This window comes from Algibacter luteus (genome assembly GCF_030344935.1).
GTDB classification, from domain to species: domain Bacteria; phylum Bacteroidota; class Bacteroidia; order Flavobacteriales; family Flavobacteriaceae; genus Arenitalea; species Arenitalea lutea.
Genome location: NZ_CP128313.1, coordinates 2,575,543 through 2,596,566 on the forward strand (window position 1 = coordinate 2,575,543; position 21,024 = coordinate 2,596,566).

Sequence of the window (21,024 nt, forward strand, 5' to 3'; positions counted from 1 at the left end):
AAACACCTTGTCTGTCAATTTTTTAGTGCCTCTACTGGTTGATTTACTCAACCAGTAGAATGCACACCATTTAAACTAAACTAAAACAAAGCTCAATGACTATTATCAATTCTCTGTAAACATCTTTTTTAAGGATTGGAAGCTTATTGTTCTTAGAAAACAGGCAAATTAACTTCAATCTCTTTATTACTGATACTAATTCATTTTTATCATAGTAACATTATCAATTATTACACCGCCATCACCAAAATTAAAACCACCACTTCTAATAACAACGTAGTAGGTATCTGCATCTAATGTAATAGTTCCATCTACGCCAGTGCAATTTGTTGCTGCCATAGAACCTGAATAAGTCCTTGTATTAGCACAATCCCAAGCGTTTACATTTAAAACTCTAGTAGCACCATTAGCATCGCCATAATCAGCCCCATCAACCGGAGCTTCAGTTCCAACCCATACTTCAAACCATAGTTCATCAATACCATTGGTAGTTATATTCATGTCCAAAATATAATCTCCGGCTTCCGCAACCGTAACTGCTTGGTTGATTCCAACATGTGCTTCATTACCCCAAGAACCAGATGGTATATCCGTAACTTCATCAAATACAGCAACCCCATTAGATATTGTAACTATACCATTTCCAGATCCATTATGTTGTATAATTGACCAAGTTGAATCATCATCAAAACTTCCATTAGCAATGAGGTTAGGTGCAAATGTTACATTTGCCGTATGTTCTGTAGAACCATCACTATTTGTAGCTGTAAGTTTGACCGTATAAATACCTTCTTCAGCATATGTATATGTTGGGTTTTCTTCAGTAGAAGTCCCTACGCCATCTCCAAAATCCCACAAATAAGACGTAGCATTACTTGATGTATTTGTAAATGTTACCGTAAGATCAGTTACACTAAATGTAAAATCAGCAGTAGGAGGAAATAAAGGGTCCATTCTCTCAATACCTGGCAACAATGGCGTAATAGAAACATTGTCTAAAGAAAGACCAGTACCATAATCAGCTCCTCCGCCTCTAATAACAAAATAGACAGTTCCTGTAGTATTAAATGTAACCAATCCGCCACCTTCACCAACACAGGTAATTTCAGTAAACTTGCCATCAAAAGGCTCATTACCACAACCAACCCAAGTATTTAAACCCAATCGTATACCTCCATCAGCATAATCCTGACCAGGCTGTGGAACTTCCGATCCTATATAAACTTCATACCAAGAATCAGATAGTCCGCTTCCAGCAATGTCCATATCTATCTGGTAAGGAACATTTGCTTCAACATGTACGGGTTGATAGATTCCTACTTGTCCCCAACTTCCACCAGTCCAAACTGCTTTATCTCCTGGAAAGTTTACATCTACACCATCTGAGATAGGTAAAACTGTCCAATGGTCATTACCATTAAATTCTCCGTTTAACAATATATTTGGGCCCTGAAAATTTTGGTTGATGACTATGGTTTGTACAGATTCTGCAACGCCTCCATCAGTAAATATTTTAAATCTTACATCATAATCTCCTTTGGTCAAATATGTTTTACTCGCTTCCATTCCTTCTGCTGAAGAATTATCTCCAAAATCCCAATGCGTATACCAAGTTTCTACTTCGGTATTCGCTGTAAATATTACATTATTTGGGTTTTCTTCATCAAATGCAAATGAAAATGTCGCATCTTCGCTTGTAGGTACATAAGCTACAAACTTATCATCATCGGCACAGCCTATAGAAATTAAAATAATTCCTAACATTAAAAACCTGCTTAAAAATTGTATTGTTTTCATCTGTTTATTTTTTTATATATTTTTAATCGTAAAGCGGATTTTCTATAAGTTTGTTATTATTATTAATCCTACCTTGACCAATGGGCAAGTAATAATGACGTTCAGAAAAATTCATTTTATTGGTTTCGGCATCAAATGTTTCATAGCTGAATGTCTCATTTCCAAAACCATCTATATGCCTAAGTATTCTTAACCCTTCCACTTGAATGCTTAAAGCCTCCGTGGCAATGCGCCATCTTCTGACATCCCAATAACGGTGGTCTTCAAAGGCCATTTCCAGTTTTCTTTCATTACGTATTCTATCCCTTAAATCCATACCGGAATACAATTCTAACCTAAGATTTTGTTGTAACCCCGCTCTTGTTCTAATTGGTTCTATAAAATCCCTTGCCGCACTTTCCTGATTTAGCTCTATAGCCGCCTCTGCTGCATTTAAATATATTTCACCCAATCTAAACAAGATACAATCAGTACCGGAAAAGTACTGTTTCGTAAAAAGTGGAGCACTTGCTTTTTCTAAATATTTTCTGACGTAAAAACCTGTTTTTGTTGCATCTGGATGAATACCTAAACCATCTTTACCAACCCCTGTATTAGGTTCTGCATCAATAACACCATTCCTTTCTGTACCATACCATAGCTCTACAGGCAAGCCTTGGAAAATATCATTATTGGTTAGCAATGTCCCTCTCATTCGTGGGTCACGGTTTTCAAAAGGATTATTTTCATCATAACCTGAACCCGGTTCATCAGGTAACAAGCCAGTATCTAACATTTCATAACTATCCAGTAGTTGCTTTGTAGGTGACATACTTCCGCTCCAATCTACTCTATAGCTATAAGGCACGTTATACAAATCATAGGAATGGCCTTTTTCAAACGGAATCCATATTTTCATGAAAATGGTTTCGTCATCCGTTTCATCAAGAAATAAATTGGCATAGTTATCGCTTGCATTTGGGTACTTATTAAATAATACGTGTCCAGATTCATTAATTATTTTTTGAGAAGCTGCTAATGCTATTTGATAATACCCATCTGCATCTGAAGCTGGAATTCCAACTATCCCATCTAATTGTACACTTCCATATTTTGCTATACTGGCGGCATATAAAGCTGCTCTGGATTCTAATGATTTTGCTGCCCATTTTGAGGCTCTTCCCCTTTGGCCTGACCATCTGTCTGGTAACAAATCAAATGCCCCTTGGGTATCTGACAATACCTGGTCATACACTTCTTTTTCGGTATTTCTTGGGGGAAATAATTCTTCCTGTGGCGTAATGTCTGGATTTTGTGCTTCAAGTATAATTGGCACGCCACCATAACGTTTTGCTAATTCAAAATAACTGTATGCTCTTAAAAAATGTAATTCTCCTAAACGATTGTTACGCTCTTCTGTTGTTAGAACACTTGTAGGTGCTTGCTCTATATTTTCAATGGCATAATTAATTTTCCATAAATTATAATAACCCCACCAATCCATTGGCCATAAATTATTTGCCGTTCCCCAGAGACCTGGTCGAAACTCATTGTTTGCTGGCGTCCAAGAATAAGTACTCATAGCCAAATCTGAGAGTGCATCACGATGTGCACCAAATCCAGCACCTCCACCAAAATCTTTTAAGTAATCCCATGGCATATTTTCATATATCTGGAATAAATAGGCATCTGTTAAGGCCTTATCGTTCCATACATCATTTTCAGTAATTCTGTCTAATGGTGGTTGATTCAAGAAATCATCACTACACGATACTCCAAATGCGACCGTTAGTATTGCTAATATTAATTTTAATTGTTTCATAGTAAGTTTTTTAAAGTGACACATTAACACCAAAAGTTATAGATTTAGTTTGCGGATAGTACCATCCAACGCCAGTGCCTATCTGTGGATCAAAATCCTCATCGAAATCCTTGATGACGAATAAATTGTATCCCGTACAGAATAGCTTAATTTCATCAAAGGTTGCATCGTCCTTCTTTTTTGGAAATGTATAACTTAGGTTAATGTTTTTAAAGCGGATATGTTTGCCTTCCCTTAACCAAAAATCGGAATATCTATAGTTGTTATTATTAAACCCGCCATCAGTTATCCTTGGAAATGCTGCACCAGTATTTGTTGGTGTCCAGTAATCTAATTGATAATCGTATCCATTAAACCCATTACGCAAAGGGCTTTGAGCTTCTCCATCCAGATAAATGTCATATCCAGCCGCTCCAGTTAATAAAACCGATAAGGCAAAATTCTTATATTCTGCTCCTAAGTTTAGAGAGTAGTTAATAGCTGGTTTACTGCCATCCCCAAATACTTTTTGATCCCTCACATCAATGATGCCATCTTCATTTAAATCCACATATCTCACATCTCCTGGTTGTAAGCTTGTATTATTGCTATCATCCTGGATGGCCCATTGATCTATTTCTTCCTGACTTTGGAAAAGCCCATCTGAGATATACCCTCTTCGTAGACCTGTAAAACCGCCAGTTTCTGTCAAATTGGCTCGCATAAATGGATCTTCCTGAAATGTTTCATCAATAAAAACTGCTTTTTCTCTTGATTTTGAAAAGTTCAATAAAGCGCTAATTTTTAAGTCGTCATTTAGCTGCTTCTTATAATCAATTGAAAACTCAAAACCTTCATTTGAAAATTCATAAAAATTTTGTGCTGCTAAGGCAACCCCTAAGGTGCTAGGAACACTTGCATTGGCTCCTGCAATAACATCTTCTCTTTTTCTGAAAAAATAATCGAATGAAAATTTTAGGTCATTATTAAACAAATCTACATCTAAACCAACATCATACGTTGTATTGGTTTCCCACGTAATATCTCTATTAGGCAAAGCAGTATTGTCAATTGTTGGAATTGCCGTATCATTTATTGCAAAAAAGAAACTATAATTAAAACCACTTAACCATTGATAGCCCGCAGTACCATCATTACCGGCAGTACCAATAGAGGCTCTTAATTTTAAATTAGAAACGGTGTTCTTTAGTGGTTCAAAAAATGGTTCTTCCGAGATTCTCCAACCCAATGACATTGATGGAAATAAACCATATTCATTACCAGGGGCAAATCTGGAGGATCCATCATACCTATACGTGGATTCTATAAAATATTTTGATTTATAATCATAACCAAACCGTCCTACAAACCCTAATCGGTTTTCACGAAATTCGCCTCCGTTAGCACCTTGATTTTCTATAGCACCCGCAAAAAGTTGATCTATTGCTGTGGATTGGAAATCTTGACGGAATGCACTAAAATCCTGACCCTGTATTTTTTGTATTTCTGCTAATAATAATCCGGACACATGATGGTCTCCAAAAGTACGTTCATAGTTGATAGATTCTTGAAGTACATAATGATTGCTATAACTTGTACTCTGGGTTAGCTTGGTTTCACTTGGTGAACCTGGTGGTGTTGACCTAAACACATCATAATTTCCAGTTTGCCTATTTAGGGTAAAAAGATCAAAACTTGTATCCCAATCTTTATTAAAATTAGTATTATATACCAGTGAGGCATAGGACTTTAATTTAAGACCTTCAATTTGTTTCACATCCCATTCAAGCGATACTTTTGCATCAAAATTATTATTTCTTGCCCTGAAATAACCCGCATTAAAATCTCTGATACCTTCAATCACATGGTTAGGAGTCGTGCTAGGTCTTGCAGGGGTACCATCTGGATAATAAGCTAGGTCATTAGGAAGTGATCTACTTAACTCTCTAAATATGTCATATGCTGAATAGCCCGGAGTTTCATTAAGCTGTCTACGGGCGCCCAAGTTAACAGTTAGGTTTAAGTTATCAGTAACATCGGCATTTATGTTTGTTCTTAGGTTATAACGCTGAAAGGACAATACATCTTCTGTATAATTAGATCCTTGATCTACATAGCCTGCAGATACAAAATATTTTACTTTTTCAGTTCCACCAGATAGGTTAAGGTTATGCTGTTGTTGAAACCCCCAATCTTTTAAAACCAAATCTCTCCAATCTGTATTTGGATAATTTATTGGATCTGCACCAGAACGGAACAACTCTACTTCTTCATCTGTATAAAATTGAGCTGCACCAGCATTTCTTAACCCTTCATTTAAAATTTCTGCACGATCTGCTGAACTTAAATATTCTGGATAAGATGTAAATGAGGTATATGTAAATTGATTACTATAGGTAAGTTTAGGTTTTCCAATTTTTCCTTTTCTGGTAGTTATTAAAACAACACCATTACCTCCTTGTACCCCATAAACTGCGGCTGCTGAAGCATCTTTCAGTACTGAAATATTTTCAATTTCATTAGGATCCAATTGGTTTAGATCTCCCGGTGCTCCATCTACTATAACCAATGCACTACCAAAGTTTCTAACTTCAAAACTAGAGTTACTAAATCCTGGTTCACCTGAACCTTGACTTACAAATAACCCTGAAGCTAAACCCTCTAAAGCATTACTTACGTTAGGAACCGGTTGTTTTTTTAAGGTTTCTTCATCAATTGTAGAAACTGCAGATATAAGCTTGGTTTTAGATTTACTACCATAACCTACTACTACTACTTCATCTAATTGACTGGCATCTTCAATAAGTACAATTGTTAAACTGGTTTTATTGGCTATTATTACTTCTTGGGTAACATAGCCAAGGTACGAGATTACTAAAATGTCTCCAGTAACAGCTTCGATAGAAAAATTTCCGTCAAAGTCCGCTTGAGTACCAGTTGTTGTTCCCTTTTTAATGACATTAGCACCTGGTAAAGGGAAACTGGCTTCATCAGTAACTTTTCCTGACACTTGATTTTGTGCCATTCCTATTATACTAAAGCACAGAAATAAGGTTAAAGAAAAGAGAAGTGATTTTCTCTTTTTTCCTGAGCAATTTAAAAACAACTTTTTCTTCATATAATTTAGTTTGAGTTTATAGAATTGTTAGACTAAATAATTAGAATAACCAAAAGCATAAAAACACTCTTTATGGACATGCTAAATGCACTATTAATGTTTAATCAGTTTTTTAGTTTGTGTTCCTAATTCTGTAGTGATTTTTGTGATATAGATACCGGAATTTAAATTTGAAGCATCAACTTCAGCCGATAAACCATTTGGACGTAAATCAAGTACCCTTTTACCTAATATGTTAAATACCTCTATTGAATTAATAACTTGGTTTTTAGTGGAAATGTTCCAAGTATCTGTTGTTGGGTTAGGGTATGTAGCTAAGCCTTCTATTTTAAAATCTTTAGTGCTCAATGAAGCAAATTCCCCAAATGCATAATCATCAATTTGAAAAACATTTTGAGCAGGATCAACTCCAGCATCAAAATTAGTTTGAATGTCAAAAAACACAGCTATTTTAGTATTATTAGTAGAGCTAAAGCTTGAAAAATCAAACGTTAAGGTCTGCCATACATTTGGTGTAGTATAGTCGGCTGTTACAGCATGTTCCGTTCCGCCACTTTCTACTTTTATAGTGAGCGTTGAAGTTCTTGGTCCATTTACATCTATTGAGAATCCCCTATCCCCTGAAGATAAATCTATTCCTGCATTATGTATATATTTTATTTGAGACCACCAATCATCATTTACACCTGAAGCTGTAGCAACGCCACCAGCTTCAACATAATCAAGAAGACTCTCATTTCTGAGTGGAGTTGGTGAACTAAAATCAAAATCAAACTCAGAAATTGGTGTAGAAACCGCGCCAACAAAAATTTCTTTAGTAGTTTCATTAGAACCTGCAGTACTTGTAGCTGTTAAAGTAACAATATATTGGCCTTTGTAAGCATAGGTATGGACCGGGTTTACATCGGTAGAAGTTGAACCATCTCCAAAATCCCAAGAATAGCTTGTTGCATCTGTAGATGTGTTAGTAAAAGTAGCCATCAAATTTGATTCAGATGTTGCTTCTGTAAAATTTGCAACTGGTGGTGCTACGACAGCTACCATAGTTACATTGTCTAATATTACTCCAGTGCCCCAAGTTATTCCGCCAGTTCTAACAAGATAGTAATAGGTAGTGCCAGCATCTAGCAGAATCTTTCCATCTAAACCTTGGCAACCTGTAGCAATCATAGAACCAGAATACGTATTTGTTGTAGCTCCACAGTCCCAAGAGTGAAGAGTTAATATTTTTGTGGCATTATACTCCACCCCATCTACAGGAACCGCAGTACCAATATGCACTTCAAACCAGTGTTGATCTAATCCATTTGTTGTAACATCTGCGTCAAACTCATACCATCCCGTTGTTGGAACGGTAAATGCTTTGTAAATGGCAACATGGCCTTCGCTTCCCCAATTACCTTGAGTAACATCATCAAATGTAGCTACGCCACCAGCAATAACTGCTGTTGCATTATTATTTCCATTTTGTTGGATAACGGTCCAAGCCGACGGATTATCAAAAGTTCCATCTGTAAATAAGTTTTGTGCAAAACCTATAGTTGTACCCATTAATAATAATAGTAGTGTAATTTTTTTCATCTTATTTAGTTTTTAGTTAATAATAGTCTGTACCCGTAATAAAGAAGACCTACAGGTTTTAGTTGACACAAAGGTTTACTAAATAAGGTGATATTTCCAGAAAATCACATCTACATAAACTACAAGCTAGTATGTAGTGTACTCTACAAAACCTCTACATAAATCTCACAAATAACTGATTATGTGATATTTAAAAAATTAAACTCAAAAGGATTGAATATAATTTACCAAACTAGATTCTTTAGGTAAATTAAGCTTTTTACGAAGCCGCCAACGTCCTTGCTCCACACTTCTTAGGGATATATTCATTAATGAAGCTATTTCTTTTGAAGAAAGGTTAAGTTTAAGATAAGCGCTTAATTTAATTTCGTTAGAAGATAAGTCTGGATGTTTTTCTCTGAGTTTATCAAAAAAGTCGGCATGTGCATTTCTAAAATGGAGTTCAAATGCAAGCCAATCATCTTTATCAGTAAGATGATTATTAATTTTCTTAATCACTTTTTTTATTGGAGAATGCAAGGAGCTATTTAAAACATCTTCGTCAATCTTTTTAATATCTTTTATTAATTCGGTAAGTAGTTCGTTCTTTTTAATATTATTTAATGTTGAAGAAGCCAACTCTGAATTTTTCTTTTTTACCTCTAAACTTAAATTTTCTTCTTTTAAAATTAACATTTCCCTTTCAGCTTCTAATCTATCCAATTTAAATGTCTCTTCTTGCTTTTGCCTCTTTTTTGCTTCTTCTAATTTTAATACTTCCATCTGTTTTTTTGATTTTGCTTTAAAATAGCTTCTGTACAAGGCATTAAGAAGTACTATAAATAAAAAATAGATGATGTAAGCCACTTTTGTTAAGTACCAAGGCGGTTTTACATAAAAGGCTTTGTTTATGATTGTTGAAGAAACTTGATTTTCTCCTCCAGCCCGCAACTCTAAATCATAACTGCCCGAGGGTAGTCCAGGAAAATTTAACTCTGATAAATAATCCCAATCAGACCACTCTTCTTCGAATCCATTTAGTCTATATTGTATCTTTTGGGAACTAGATAAAGGTGTTTGAGGAAATGCCAAACCAACTTTAACAAAATTATTTTTGTATGGAATTTCTAACTTTTTCTCATCATAAATAGGTGCCTCAATGGTATCTGAGGTACCGATTAAGTGAATATAGCTAATAAGAGGCGGTTTAATAATGACTTTGCCCATATCTTCATTACTAATAGAATGAAAAAACATACCGTTTTTTAATCCAATCCCATAAACAGAATCATTTAACTTGCTAAACTTATTAAAATCGTTTAAATGTTTCTTTCTTACAGAATAAAAAGGTTCATTAATCGTTGCAAACCTATTACCATTACGCAATACATAGCCTAAAGATGTAGGGGTTGAATACCAAAAAATATTCTCATCTTGCGAAATAACATTAACGTTTTTTATATCTTTAAAAACTTTAGATACGTATTCAGCAGTAGTAAAAGAATTATCTATTGGGTCATAATTAAAAAAACCGTTTGGATTATGAAACACAATGTCGTTATCAATCTTACTTAAGTGTGCATAAGTAGTAACAAACTCATTATCTAAGCCATAAAATTCTACTTCGCGAAGGTTATAACCATCATCAGACAAGTCTAACCTATAATATCCTTTCGAAGGATGTGCTACCCATAAAAACCCATATTTATCAAACTCCATAAAACGGGAAGATTCACCGTAATTATGCCATTTCTTAACAAACTCCCATGAGTTATTTATACGCTTGAATAGACTAATACCTGAATAAAATCCAACGTACATGATGTCATCATATTTTGGATGCTTTCTAAATATCCATGCCCCTCCTTCAACGTGTAAGGTTTCTAATTTTTTATTTTTAATTATGGATATTCCTTGATGTGACCCAACCAAAATTTGATTATCAAGCTCCTTAATAGTCCAAATTTGACCAAATTCTTCCTCAATGAGTTTGGGAATTGATCTTTGATTATAAAAATCTTTAACAAAAAGACCTTGATTGGTTCCTAAATACAATAAAGAATCTTTTAAAAAACTTGAATATACCGTTCCAAATTCACCTTCATTATCTATAAGGTAGCTTGTATAGCTATTTATTTGAGCATAACTTAACCCATTATTCATACTTAGCCATAAGTTATTATTTGCATCCACAAAAACCTTTCTAATAGAGTTATTAGTAATACCATTTCTTTTATCTATATGTAAAATAATTTTGCCTTCTGTGGAAACTATGTAAAGCCCCCCTCTTACTGTACCAATAACAAGTTTATTCCCTTCAAATTCTTGTACATTATTTACTAAATGTTTTTCTAAAACATCATTTGCTTCCCAGTCATTCTTTCTTAACCTACCATTATCAATAGTCCAAGATCCTTTGTTTTTTGTTATAATTAAAAACTTATTAGGAGATTGAACAAATACATCAACAATATGTAATTGTTTAAAATTGGTCTCATCAATTAGCAATAATTGTTTATTCTTTATTTCAAATAAGGCTCCAGAGTCTTGAATAAAAGCCCGATTTTTAGATTCTAACAACACCTTAAAGCCTCTAATAGCACCCATGGATTCAATATCATTCGTCTCAGGGTTATAAATATATATTTGCTGAAATGTTTGAAATAAAATCTTGTTATCAATTTCTTCTATTCTTGAAAAAACAGGGAGTAAAAAATCATCCTTTTCTGGTTGTTTAAAAAATAAACTTGTATACTCTAAAGTACCTTTGCTATTTTCGGACCAATAGCCAAAACCGCCGTGTCCAGACGTATAGATGTGCCCATCATCTTTATACAAAATAGCTCGTAAATCAGACTCTAATCCAGAAGCATAATTTTTCCAACGTATTCCATCATATACCAACAACCCTTTTCGTGTAGCAAAATACATTTCTCCCTTACCTCCTTGCGAAATATCAAATATTTCCAAATCACTTATTGTTTCTGCCTCCGTGAAATTTTTAATAAATGGTATCCCTGAAGTATTTTGCAATTGAGCCAATAATGAATTATGAACAAATAGTAAGCCTAAACAAACTAATTCTACATATCTCATTTTGACTTTTAATCTATTTAAAACCATATAACAAAGTAAGGCCTCCTTGAAGTTTAAAGGATAATAAATTTAATCAAATATAATTATATCTATAAAACCATATATTATAAAACAGCATAACTTTTATATGGTGTTGCAAACTTGAGTATTTGCCTAAAAAACTTCATTAAATAAGTTTCATGTCTTTTAAAATGGTTTCTACTTTGGAATCTAAAGCTCCTTCAAGAGTTTTGAATTCTGAAACAGATTTTAAAGTATCATTTACACTTACATAGAATTTTATTTTAGGTTCAGTTCCACTTGGTCTTAATGCTACTTTACTACCATCTTCTGTGTAATAAATAAGCACATTAGATTTTGGAATATCCAGTGCACTTTCTTCTCCTGTAAGCATATTTTTTGAAGTTGATAATTGATAGTCTTCTATTTTAACAACTTTAGAACCGTTTACTATACTAAGTGGGTTTTCTCTGGCATCCACCATCATTTGTTTTATTTCTTCAGCACCTTCAATGCCTTTTTTGGTTAGTGATACTAACTTTTCTTTATAACAACCATGCTCTACATAGAGTTTAATAAGTTCTTGGTAAACAGAACTACCTTGGGATTTGGCTTGAGCAGCAATTTCTACAGCTAAAAGTGTTGAGGTAACGGAGTCTTTATCTCTTACAAAGTCGCCTACCATAAAACCAAAACTTTCTTCACCACCACCAATAAAGTCTAATTCCGGGTAGTCTTTAATAAGTTTAGCTATCCATTTAAAACCTGTTAAAACTATTTTACTATCCACACTATAAGCATTAGCCATTTTAGAAAGCATAGGTGTTGAAACTATGGTTGAGGCAATAAATTCTTTCCCTTGAATTTTTCCTTGTGCTTTCCATTGCTTTAAAAGAAAATCGGTCATCATAACCATGGTTTGATTTCCGTTTAAAAGCACTAATTCATTATTAAGGTCTCTAACGGCTACACCAAGTCTGTCACAATCCGGATCGGTACCAATAACAATATCAGCATCAACTTTATCAGCTAATTCTAAGGCCATTTTCAAGGCAGCTGGTTCTTCCGGGTTTGGAGATTCTACCGTAGGGAAATCACCATCTGGAGTTTCTTGTTCCTTTACTATGTGTACATTTTTATATCCGGCACGTTTTAACGTCTCAGGAACCGCAGTGATAGAAGTACCATGAAGCGACGTGAAAACAATATTAATAGTATCCTTTGCTTCTTGAGGTGTATTTAAACTACCATTTTTTACTGAAGCCTCAATAAAAACGTTATCAATATCAGCACTGATAAAATTGATTAAACCATCATTAGCTTCAAATTTAATGTCGGCATAGTCTAAATCATTAATAGTATTTATAACGGCTTCGTCATGTGGAGGCACCAATTGTCCACCATCTTGCCAATATACTTTATACCCGTTATATTCTGGTGGATTATGTGAGGCCGTTAACACGATACCGCAATGACAATTTAAATGTCTAACAGCAAATGATAATTCTGGTGTAGGGCGTAAATCTTCAAAAAGAAATACTTCAATACAGTTAGCCGAAAACACATCTGCTACAACTTTAGCTAATGTTTTACTGTTGTGTCTGCAATCATAGGCAATAACTGTTTTAAGTTTTTCGCCTGGGAAAGACGTTTTTAAATAATTACTTAAACCTTGAGTACTTTTACCTAAAGTATATTTATTTATTCTGTTGGTACCAACACCCATAACACCACGCATACCGCCTGTACCAAATTCTAAATCTTTGTAAAAGCTTTCTTGAATGTCTTTTGGATTGTAAGCAATACTATCTTTAATAAATTGCTGAGTGTCTTCATCAAAAGTTGGGGTTAACCATGTGTTTATACGGTCTAAAATTTTTTGATCCATTTGGAATATTTATTTTTTATATATTAATTACTATTTTATTTATGTAAATCAAGTACTGTTCTAAACCCTAAATGTTCCATAGAAGAATCCATACTAGTGGCCATACGAGCAGAAACCCTATAACTTGCACAATAGGAGTCACTGCATAAAAAAGAACCTCCTTTAATAACCTTTTCCATATTGTAGGGATTATTAGGATTATAATGTTCTGTTGCTCCCCCTGGGTTATCAGCTATAGTATTGCTATTAAAAAGCTTTTGGTAATAATTAAGATTGTACCAATCACTGGTCCATTCCCAAACATTTCCAGAAACGTCATATAATCCATACTTGTTTGGGCTATATGAACCTACAGGAGCTAATCTTTCATAGCCATCTAGCTTTAAGTTCTTTACGGGAAATTCACCTTCCCAAGTGTTTGCATTTTTATGAAGCATGTCCTTATTATTTCCCCAAAAGTAAATTGTATTATGTACACCGCCTCTAGCTGCATATTCCCATTCGGCCTCTGTAGGTAACCTTCTACCTGCCCATTGACAGTAAGCTTGGGTATCTTCAAATGAAACATGAACTACAGGGTAGTTATCTTTATTAGTTATAGTACTTTCTTTACCGCTAGGGTTTTTCCAATTTGCTCCTATTGTCCAATGCCACCACTGTGAAAAATCATAAAGGTTAGGAACAGTTGATTTTGTTTTTTTAAAGGTTAAAGAACCAGGTTGTAATATGGAGTCATGTGGTTTTGGTGTTCCCTCTGGAACTTGCAATTTCATATCTTCCCAATCTATGGCTCTTTCTGCTGTTGTAATATAACCGGTCTCTTCTACGAATTTTGCAAACTGTTTATTGGTAACCTCCATTACATCCATAAAAAACCCATCTACTTTAACTGTGTGCCTTGGTTTTTCATGATGCATTGTCATATTATCATTACTTGTTGCTCCCTGTTCAAATACTCCTCCAGGTATCCAAACCATACCATCTGGAGCTTTAGCATGTGAATTATCTTCATTTATTTTAGTCCTAGTATCTTTACAGCTTACTATGAAAAGAGTTAAAATACATATTAGGTTATACCTAGTAATCCATTTCATAATAGTTGAGTTTCAGTAAAGGTCTTTAATTTACTCCAAGTATCTAGTAATTCTGTTCCTCCCCAACCATGACCCGCATCAGGATAAAGTGTGTAATCATTATTTACATTTAGTGAATTTAATTTATCTCTTAAATTAGTTCCCTGACTAACTGGTATTAAAGGGTCTTGACCTCCATAAAAATGAATTGTTGGAGGTGAAGTTGTTTTAGCTTGATGAACAGGACTTACTTCCTCTAAAAAAGAGATTGTAGTATTTACACCATAAGAATCTAACAACTCTTGCAGTATAGGATTTGTATTATTCAAATACGCAGGATCCGTAAAATTTGTTGGTCCCACTATAGAAGCAACCATTTTTACATTATTATCAATATCGAAACTATAGCTCCATAGTAGTGACAAATGACCACCAGCACTAATCCCGAGAAACCCATATTCATTAGAAATCACATAGTCATCTTTCTTTGATTTTAAATCATCTACAATTGTTGTTATATCATTTATTTGCATTGGATAGGGTGGATTGTCCTCATCGGATAATCTATAATTAATATTTACAAGCGCTACCTCTGGAAAATCAACTTTATAAAGATTAATTAATGGCAACATGCTACTTTTGTCACCAGAATTCCAGCCACCTCCATGAACTAGTATTATCACTTTGGTGTCCTCATTTCTCCCTTCTGGAAGATAAATATCGTATGTTTGATTACTACTTTCACCATAAGATAAATTTAATAATTCCTTATAATCAAGCAACTCATTTTCGCTGATGCTATTTGTTAAATCACCTTCTTCAGTACAAGATGCAATAATTAATAATAATGTTAGTAATAAACTATGTTTTAAAATATTCATTTGCATTATTAAATAAATTTAAGGACTCACTTGGTTATATTCAAAGTACTATAATTAAGTATTGAAATGTTAAGAAAACCTTGAGTTTATAAGGTCTAAAATTTTTCTTTAAATTTTAACATACATAAATTTTTATATGCTTAATCTTTGTTGCAACTAAATGTTAATAAAAGAAAATTTAGCACCAATAATACTGATATTGTCCCTAGTATACTCATCATAATAGTTTTGCTATTTTTATTATCTCTTCAATGTGAAATGCCCCTTGTAAATCTTATTTTTACTTGGTCTATTAACCACAAACCAATATCCATCAGTGGGCATAATGGCTCCGTTAAATGTACCATCCCAACCTGTGGAGTTTTGGTCAAAAGCTTTTAATAGTTTACCGTACCTATCAAATATTTGGATTGAAATACTGGGCTCGGTTTCAGCAAAACGAATATTCCATAAGTCATGCACACCATCACCATTGGGGGTAAAAAATTTTGGGTAGTCCAATAGATATACTTCTTCCTCTAAAACGCCACAACCATTTGAATCCCTTATATAAATGATGTAGTCTCCCGAAGATAAATTGTCGAACCTATTGCTACTCTGATAGTTTTCATTATTCAATGAATACTCATATTGTCCTATCCCTTCCGCTTGAATAATTATTGAATTGTTGTTTCGGGTCCAATCTACAGTGTCTATTTGAATTGATTTAGGCATTCCCGATTCAATTACCCTAATATCTAATGATGATTCACAAAAAACAGAACTACCTGAATAGCTGTCAAAAACGGTAATTTTGTAACTCCCGGGTGTATCGATTGTAATTTCTGATTTTGTTTCACCAGTAGACCATAAATAAGCATCGTGAGTTGTGTTAAGGGATAATTTTATAGGCTGTGCATCACAAATAAAGTACTCTGTTTGCATTTCAATTTTTGGGTTATCAAAAATCTCTACTTGGGTGGTTAAATTATATGTATTGGCCATAGAAATTATGGTTGCATTAACGGTATAAACCCCGGAAAACTCATAGACATGTTCCGGGCTTTGTACATTAGAGGTAACGCCATCTCCAAAATCCCAATTAATTTCATCAATGGGTTCATCAGTATCTATTTTAAAGCTATTAACATTTCCGAGGCAAACATTATTGGCTTCTATTTTAGCAACAAAAAAGGATTGTATAAATGGTGGCAAGCCAAAAATAGTAATCCTTCTATTTAGGCTTAGACCTTGATTGTTATAATTGCATGCAAAACCTATCGTGTTTGGATATTCGATAACATCTAAATACGATGATACTGTGTTAGATATATACAGTTTTCTATCTATTGCAAGCTGTATTGCCGATAATATATCACTACCAGAATATATAATGGTACTAGAATCCAATATACTTTGCTTATCTGAATTGGATAAATCAAATTGATATAGCTTAGAGGATGAATTATTCAGATTTACATCTGAAACATAAAGTACTTTGCTATTTGGTGAAAACTCTATGCCGTAAGCACCTGTTTTCTGTTCTTTACCAAACACATTATCAATAGTAATTGGCTTAGTCAATATTCCTGTATTAGCGTCAAAATCAAATATTTCTACTACGCTATCAATATTCCATTTGGCCAAAGCCACTTTTTTACCATTGGGTGATGCCTTCATATAACCAATACTATTTCCTGCATCCCCATTATGTATACTGCCAACACTCGATATAACAGGACTAGTGGAGACACCAGATTCTGTTATCCTGTAAGACAGAAAATTAGCATTGTTCCATGCATGGGCAATTACCCAAAAGTCCAGACCATTTGCATGCTGTACTGCCGTAATTTTCTCTGTACTAGGTGTTGTCAATAAAACATTCTTGACATTAGTAATGGCTCCTTTTCCATTATCTAGATTCATATCTACTTCTGAATACCTAAGACCATCATTACCTGCAGTAGCAGCTACGGTAAATATGTAATATATTGAATTTGACTTAGGCTTGGGTACAATAATAGCCGATTGCGAACTCGAAGGATCTCCCAATAAACTTTGACCGTTAAGCATCACGTTATGATTTCTATTCCAAACCGTAATACCATCTGTATAAAATAAAAGTTCTCCTTTATTGTTTGAGATTGTGGCACATCCCTCATTAGTGTCAAGTCTACCATTTAACAATGCTTGAGGACCAGGTTCTGTAAAACTCACACCAGCTTTTTTACCAAAATACCAGTTAGCAGCTTCTTTTTGGCCATAGGCAATAGTAGCATACAACAATATGCAAATACAGATATTGAACCGAAACATTGACATTAAAAGTTTGAGAGTGTATTATATACCTTTTAATTAAAGAGAACCAATGATTAATCTTATAAGTTTTGCAATTGTTTGTAAGCAACTAATTTGCACAAAAAAGAGAGCCCATTAACCTATACTTAGTACAACTAAATATTAAATTTATAAGGTTAATGGGGCTATATCTCTAACAACTAAACTAAAACTACTTTACTATAAGACGCTTTGTTATTTTAAAATTATTCTCATCTAATATTGAAATTAAATGAACGCCTCTTGCTAAGTCTGACACATCAATTTCATCTTGATTATATACTACTTTTTCTAAAGCTCCAAGAACAGAATATACCCTAAGCTCTTTAATGCTATTTACACCATCAATCTTAACAAACTCTTGAGCAGGGTTTGGAAATAATTTAACAGAAACTCTATTAAATTCATCGATGCTTAATGATAAAGTACCTCCATTTTCATAGGCACCAGCATCATTTGTGCTTTCTCTTAAATACCCTCTTTGATCTATGGCTGGTATAGCAACTCCTGTAGCAGCAGTACAATAATCATCTGCTGTACTAGACTCTGCTATTGTAATAACCTGTGTTTTACCACCTTCATCAGATAAAGTGCCTAATAAACCTGCTTGGTTAGCTGTTCTGCCTTTTTGGTTATTTTTTGCTGCTTCATCGATGATGGCTAATGAACCTGCTGCTCCTTCTAGACCACCAAGAATACAGTTTACCATATTGGTTAAATTAGCATTGGCAAAATTTATAGCTTTTGTAGCTACATCGTCACCAAATGAAACTATAATAGAATTAAAAGCACTAAAATTAGTTGTAACTCCAGCTGGTCCTGTAAAACGGAATCCACTTTTAGTAAGATTAACGTGCGAGTTGTTATATACTGTAGCATGTACTAAATTCAAGTTAATATTCCCAAGTCCTGCTGTCGCTCCTACATATTGTGCTACTTTACACCAAACAGCTCCTCCACCGGCTCCACTACCTGCACTCGTGGCATTGTTATTGGATATGGTGCTATTTTCAATATTAACATCGATAGTATAATCATCTCCAAAATCTTTATTTCCGTTGATATAGATTGCGCCACCATTTCTACCTGTATTACTATCTACCAAAGACTGCTTTACATTTACAGTACAATTTATAGCCGCTCCATTATTAGGGGCTGCTATAATACCACCACCATCTAAAGTTGATGTATTATTCTTTACTGTACATTCAATAACATCTGCATTTGTACCTGCAAAACTTAAACCACCACCATTTTTTGCGGTGTAATTATCCTCAATTATTAAATTCTTTAATGTTATTAGACCTGTAACTTTGTCAACATTAATTCCACCACCATTATTGGCATCATTTCCATATCTAATTCCAAGGTTTTCTATAGTAATGGTAAGGGCACCTTCACCTACGCTTATAACTCTACTACCCGTTCCGTCTGAAGATGCAGAAGCTGCAGCTTGAATAATATCTGTTGTTGGGTCTGTTCCTCTAAGAGTAATACTTTTATCAAAAGAAATTGGCTCTGTATGTACTCCTGTAATTAATATAACATCTCCGTCATTTGATGCCGTTATAGCGTCTGTAATTGTTGCATAAGGATTTCCCCCATAGGGGTCTCCTTGAATATTAACGGTTTGCGCTGTAAGTACTGCTGTAAATACAGCTAGTAATAAAAAAGTAATTGTTTGTCTCATGATTTTTAGTTTTTTGAATTAATAATTAATTATTTTTATGAGCTTTCCATTTTTTTAGTTGCTCAATACCTATAGCCTCTTTTAGTTGGTTATAGACTTTGTTCCCAAGCTTTTTAAGCTTTTGCTTTTTAACTTCTGGTTGGTTAGCATATTCCTTTTTAATAGCCTCTCCTTCTTTGAAGCGTTCTAATTGAATTTTGTAAATAGCTTTAGATTCTTGTTTATCTAACGTTAAGACTTCGGTCATTTCATTAGCAATTTTCTTTGCCTTTTTTTCTGGTTTTACTTGTGCATTTACTCCAAGAGCAATAAAAAAAGTCATACATGCTAATAGCAATTTTAATTTCCTCATTATCAATATTTTTAATTTATAGATTATTGTTCCTGCAAGATATTTACAAGACAAAAAAAAGAGGTTTTACTGCTGTTCATAAAGGTTGAACATCTGACCATACAGGATGAAATGCTTATTGCCACGATATACTACCGGCTGTCTGTATATGTTTAGCTAGAGCTTTCTTTAACTTTTGTTTTATTTGAGGATCATCCAAGGGAATTGTCTCTTTTGGATCATGGACCAAATCAAATAGCTTATATTCTGAAAAAGGATTGTTTTGAAGTAATTTATACCTTCCATCTGAAATGGCATAATAAGCCCTACCTCCAAACTTATGACCTTCTCTTCGTACCCAAACCATATTTCTGGAATCTTCTGAGTTTGTTAGACCATGAAGTGGTACTATGCTTCTTGAAGGTAATTCTGAATTAATCTCTCCTTCTCCAGCAAACTTTAACAAGGTTGGATAAAAATCCATTAGCAGTAAAGGTGTATCAATAACCCTAGATATTGATTGGTTGGGTGGTTTAACAATACAAGGAATTCTAATACCTCCTTCTAACATATCGCCTTTCCCTCCAGAAAAAGGTTGGTTATTTGCTCCATAGTTTAAGGCTCCACCATTATCTGAAGTAAAAACCACAATAGTGTTTTTATCTAATTGAGTCCTTTTTAAATGCTCTAAAATCCTACCAATATTAAAATCAAGATGTTCAACAAAAGCAATCATTTTTTGTCTTTTAAGAGGTGTATTCTTTTCCCTTTTTTGAATACTATTTAACCACTCCATTGGGGGTTGCACGGGGTCATGAGGGGCATTGTATGTTAAAAAAAGAAAAAATGGTTTGTCGGATTTCTTTTGTTTTTGTAAATAATCTAAAGTCCAATTTGTAAACAAATCTGTGGCGTGCCCATTAGGGTTTATTTCTCTTGCATTTTCCCGCATCCAATTTACACCTGCTCTTTTGTGAGTGTAATAATCGTCCATCATATCCCCCACAAAGCCTTTAAAATAGTCAAACCCTCTGTTGTTGGGCAAATCGGGACTTTTATAACCTAAGTGCCATTTTCCTATAAGTGCCGTATTATAGTTTAATTTTTGTAAGGCTTCAGGGAGTGTAATTACATCGTCTTTTAAGTTTCCCCAGGTATTGTCAGGCATATCCCTAATTACTCCTGGAACACCAACCATATCTGGGTAATTTCCTGTAAGGATAGAGGCTCTACTGGGTGAACATACAGTACTGTTGGCATATGCTCTTGTAAACTTGACTCCATGTTGGGTCAGTTTATCTATTTGGGGTGTTTTAAGGTCCTTGGCTCCGTAGCAGCTTAGGTCTCCATAGCCTAAATCATCGGCCAGAATAAAAATAATATTTGGTTTTTCTTGCGAGTATAGATTCATGGATAAGAAAAAAAAACCGAGATAGAGAACGACCTTTAAACTTGCAATTAAATTTATTCTTCTCATATTATCCCGGTTTTTTA

Annotated in this window: 12 protein-coding genes; all 12 read right to left on the reverse strand. The window is 34.2% G+C overall.

Annotated features, from left to right (window positions below):
• Positions 1-195: 195 nt before the first annotated feature.
• The 12 genes from O5O44_RS10780 to O5O44_RS10835 all read right to left on the reverse strand — a co-directional run bounded on the left by O5O44_RS10780 (position 196) and on the right by O5O44_RS10835 (position 21,007).
• Positions 196-1,797 carry a PKD domain-containing protein gene (locus tag O5O44_RS10780; RefSeq protein WP_289194361.1) on the reverse strand — a complete coding sequence of 534 codons (1,602 nt, stop codon included), beginning with the start codon at positions 1,795-1,797 and terminating at the stop codon, positions 196-198.
• A 22-nt stretch (positions 1,798-1,819) separates the two neighbouring features.
• Positions 1,820-3,598, reverse strand: a complete 1,779-nt coding sequence (locus tag O5O44_RS10785) for a RagB/SusD family nutrient uptake outer membrane protein (RefSeq protein WP_289194362.1) — start codon at positions 3,596-3,598, stop codon at positions 1,820-1,822.
• 10 nt (positions 3,599-3,608) lie between these two features.
• Positions 3,609-6,695: a SusC/RagA family TonB-linked outer membrane protein gene (locus tag O5O44_RS10790; RefSeq protein ID WP_289194363.1), complete on the reverse strand. Its 3,087-nt coding sequence runs from the start codon at positions 6,693-6,695 to the stop codon at positions 3,609-3,611.
• Positions 6,696-6,788: 93 nt separating this feature from the next.
• Entirely contained in the window at positions 6,789-8,276 is a 1,488-nt protein-coding gene (locus O5O44_RS10795) for a T9SS type A sorting domain-containing protein (protein WP_289194364.1), read from the reverse strand.
• 204 nt (positions 8,277-8,480) lie between these two features.
• Positions 8,481-11,351, reverse strand: a complete 2,871-nt coding sequence (locus tag O5O44_RS10800) for a ligand-binding sensor domain-containing protein (protein WP_289194365.1) — start codon at positions 11,349-11,351, stop codon at positions 8,481-8,483.
• Positions 11,352-11,517: 166 nt separating this feature from the next.
• Entirely contained in the window at positions 11,518-13,239 is a 1,722-nt protein-coding gene (locus tag O5O44_RS10805) for a phospho-sugar mutase (protein WP_289194366.1), read from the reverse strand.
• Positions 13,240-13,274: 35 nt separating this feature from the next.
• A complete protein-coding gene (locus O5O44_RS10810) occupies positions 13,275-14,333 on the reverse strand; it encodes an SUMF1/EgtB/PvdO family nonheme iron enzyme (protein WP_289194367.1) in 1,059 nt (352 codons plus the stop codon).
• Complete coding sequence (locus O5O44_RS10815) at positions 14,330-15,193, reverse strand: alpha/beta hydrolase (protein WP_139002885.1); 864 nt, start codon at positions 15,191-15,193, stop codon at positions 14,330-14,332. The genes O5O44_RS10810 and O5O44_RS10815 overlap by 4 nt, the downstream gene beginning before the upstream one ends.
• Positions 15,194-15,433: 240 nt before the next feature.
• Entirely contained in the window at positions 15,434-17,458 is a 2,025-nt protein-coding gene (locus O5O44_RS10820) for a T9SS type B sorting domain-containing protein (RefSeq protein WP_289194368.1), read from the reverse strand.
• Between the two features lie 223 nt (positions 17,459-17,681).
• Entirely contained in the window at positions 17,682-19,199 is a 1,518-nt protein-coding gene (locus O5O44_RS10825; RefSeq protein WP_289194369.1) for a T9SS type A sorting domain-containing protein, read from the reverse strand.
• A 25-nt stretch (positions 19,200-19,224) separates the two neighbouring features.
• Positions 19,225-19,551, reverse strand: a complete 327-nt coding sequence (locus O5O44_RS10830; protein WP_289194370.1) for a hypothetical protein — start codon at positions 19,549-19,551, stop codon at positions 19,225-19,227.
• Positions 19,552-19,666: 115 nt separating this feature from the next.
• Positions 19,667-21,007 (reverse strand): sulfatase family protein, encoded by a 1,341-nt coding sequence (locus O5O44_RS10835; protein ID WP_289194371.1) that lies wholly within the window; start codon positions 21,005-21,007, stop codon positions 19,667-19,669.
• Between the last annotated feature and the right edge of the window lie 17 nt (positions 21,008-21,024).

Coding starts and splice junctions, on each gene's coding strand:
- O5O44_RS10780 (WP_289194361.1), bottom strand. CDS start 1,797: ATGAAAACAATACAATTTTTAAGCAGGTTTTTAATGTTAGGAATTATT.
- O5O44_RS10785 (WP_289194362.1), bottom strand. CDS start 3,598: ATGAAACAATTAAAATTAATATTAGCAATACTAACGGTCGCATTTGGA.
- O5O44_RS10790 (WP_289194363.1), bottom strand. CDS start 6,695: ATGAAGAAAAAGTTGTTTTTAAATTGCTCAGGAAAAAAGAGAAAATCA.
- O5O44_RS10795 (WP_289194364.1), bottom strand. CDS start 8,276: ATGAAAAAAATTACACTACTATTATTATTAATGGGTACAACTATAGGT.
- O5O44_RS10800 (WP_289194365.1), bottom strand. CDS start 11,351: ATGAGATATGTAGAATTAGTTTGTTTAGGCTTACTATTTGTTCATAAT.
- O5O44_RS10805 (WP_289194366.1), bottom strand. CDS start 13,239: ATGGATCAAAAAATTTTAGACCGTATAAACACATGGTTAACCCCAACT.
- O5O44_RS10810 (WP_289194367.1), bottom strand. CDS start 14,333: ATGAAATGGATTACTAGGTATAACCTAATATGTATTTTAACTCTTTTC.
- O5O44_RS10815 (WP_139002885.1), bottom strand. CDS start 15,193: ATGAATATTTTAAAACATAGTTTATTACTAACATTATTATTAATTATT.
- O5O44_RS10825 (WP_289194369.1), bottom strand. CDS start 19,199: ATGAGACAAACAATTACTTTTTTATTACTAGCTGTATTTACAGCAGTA.
- O5O44_RS10830 (WP_289194370.1), bottom strand. CDS start 19,551: ATGAGGAAATTAAAATTGCTATTAGCATGTATGACTTTTTTTATTGCT.
- O5O44_RS10835 (WP_289194371.1), bottom strand. CDS start 21,007: ATGAGAAGAATAAATTTAATTGCAAGTTTAAAGGTCGTTCTCTATCTC.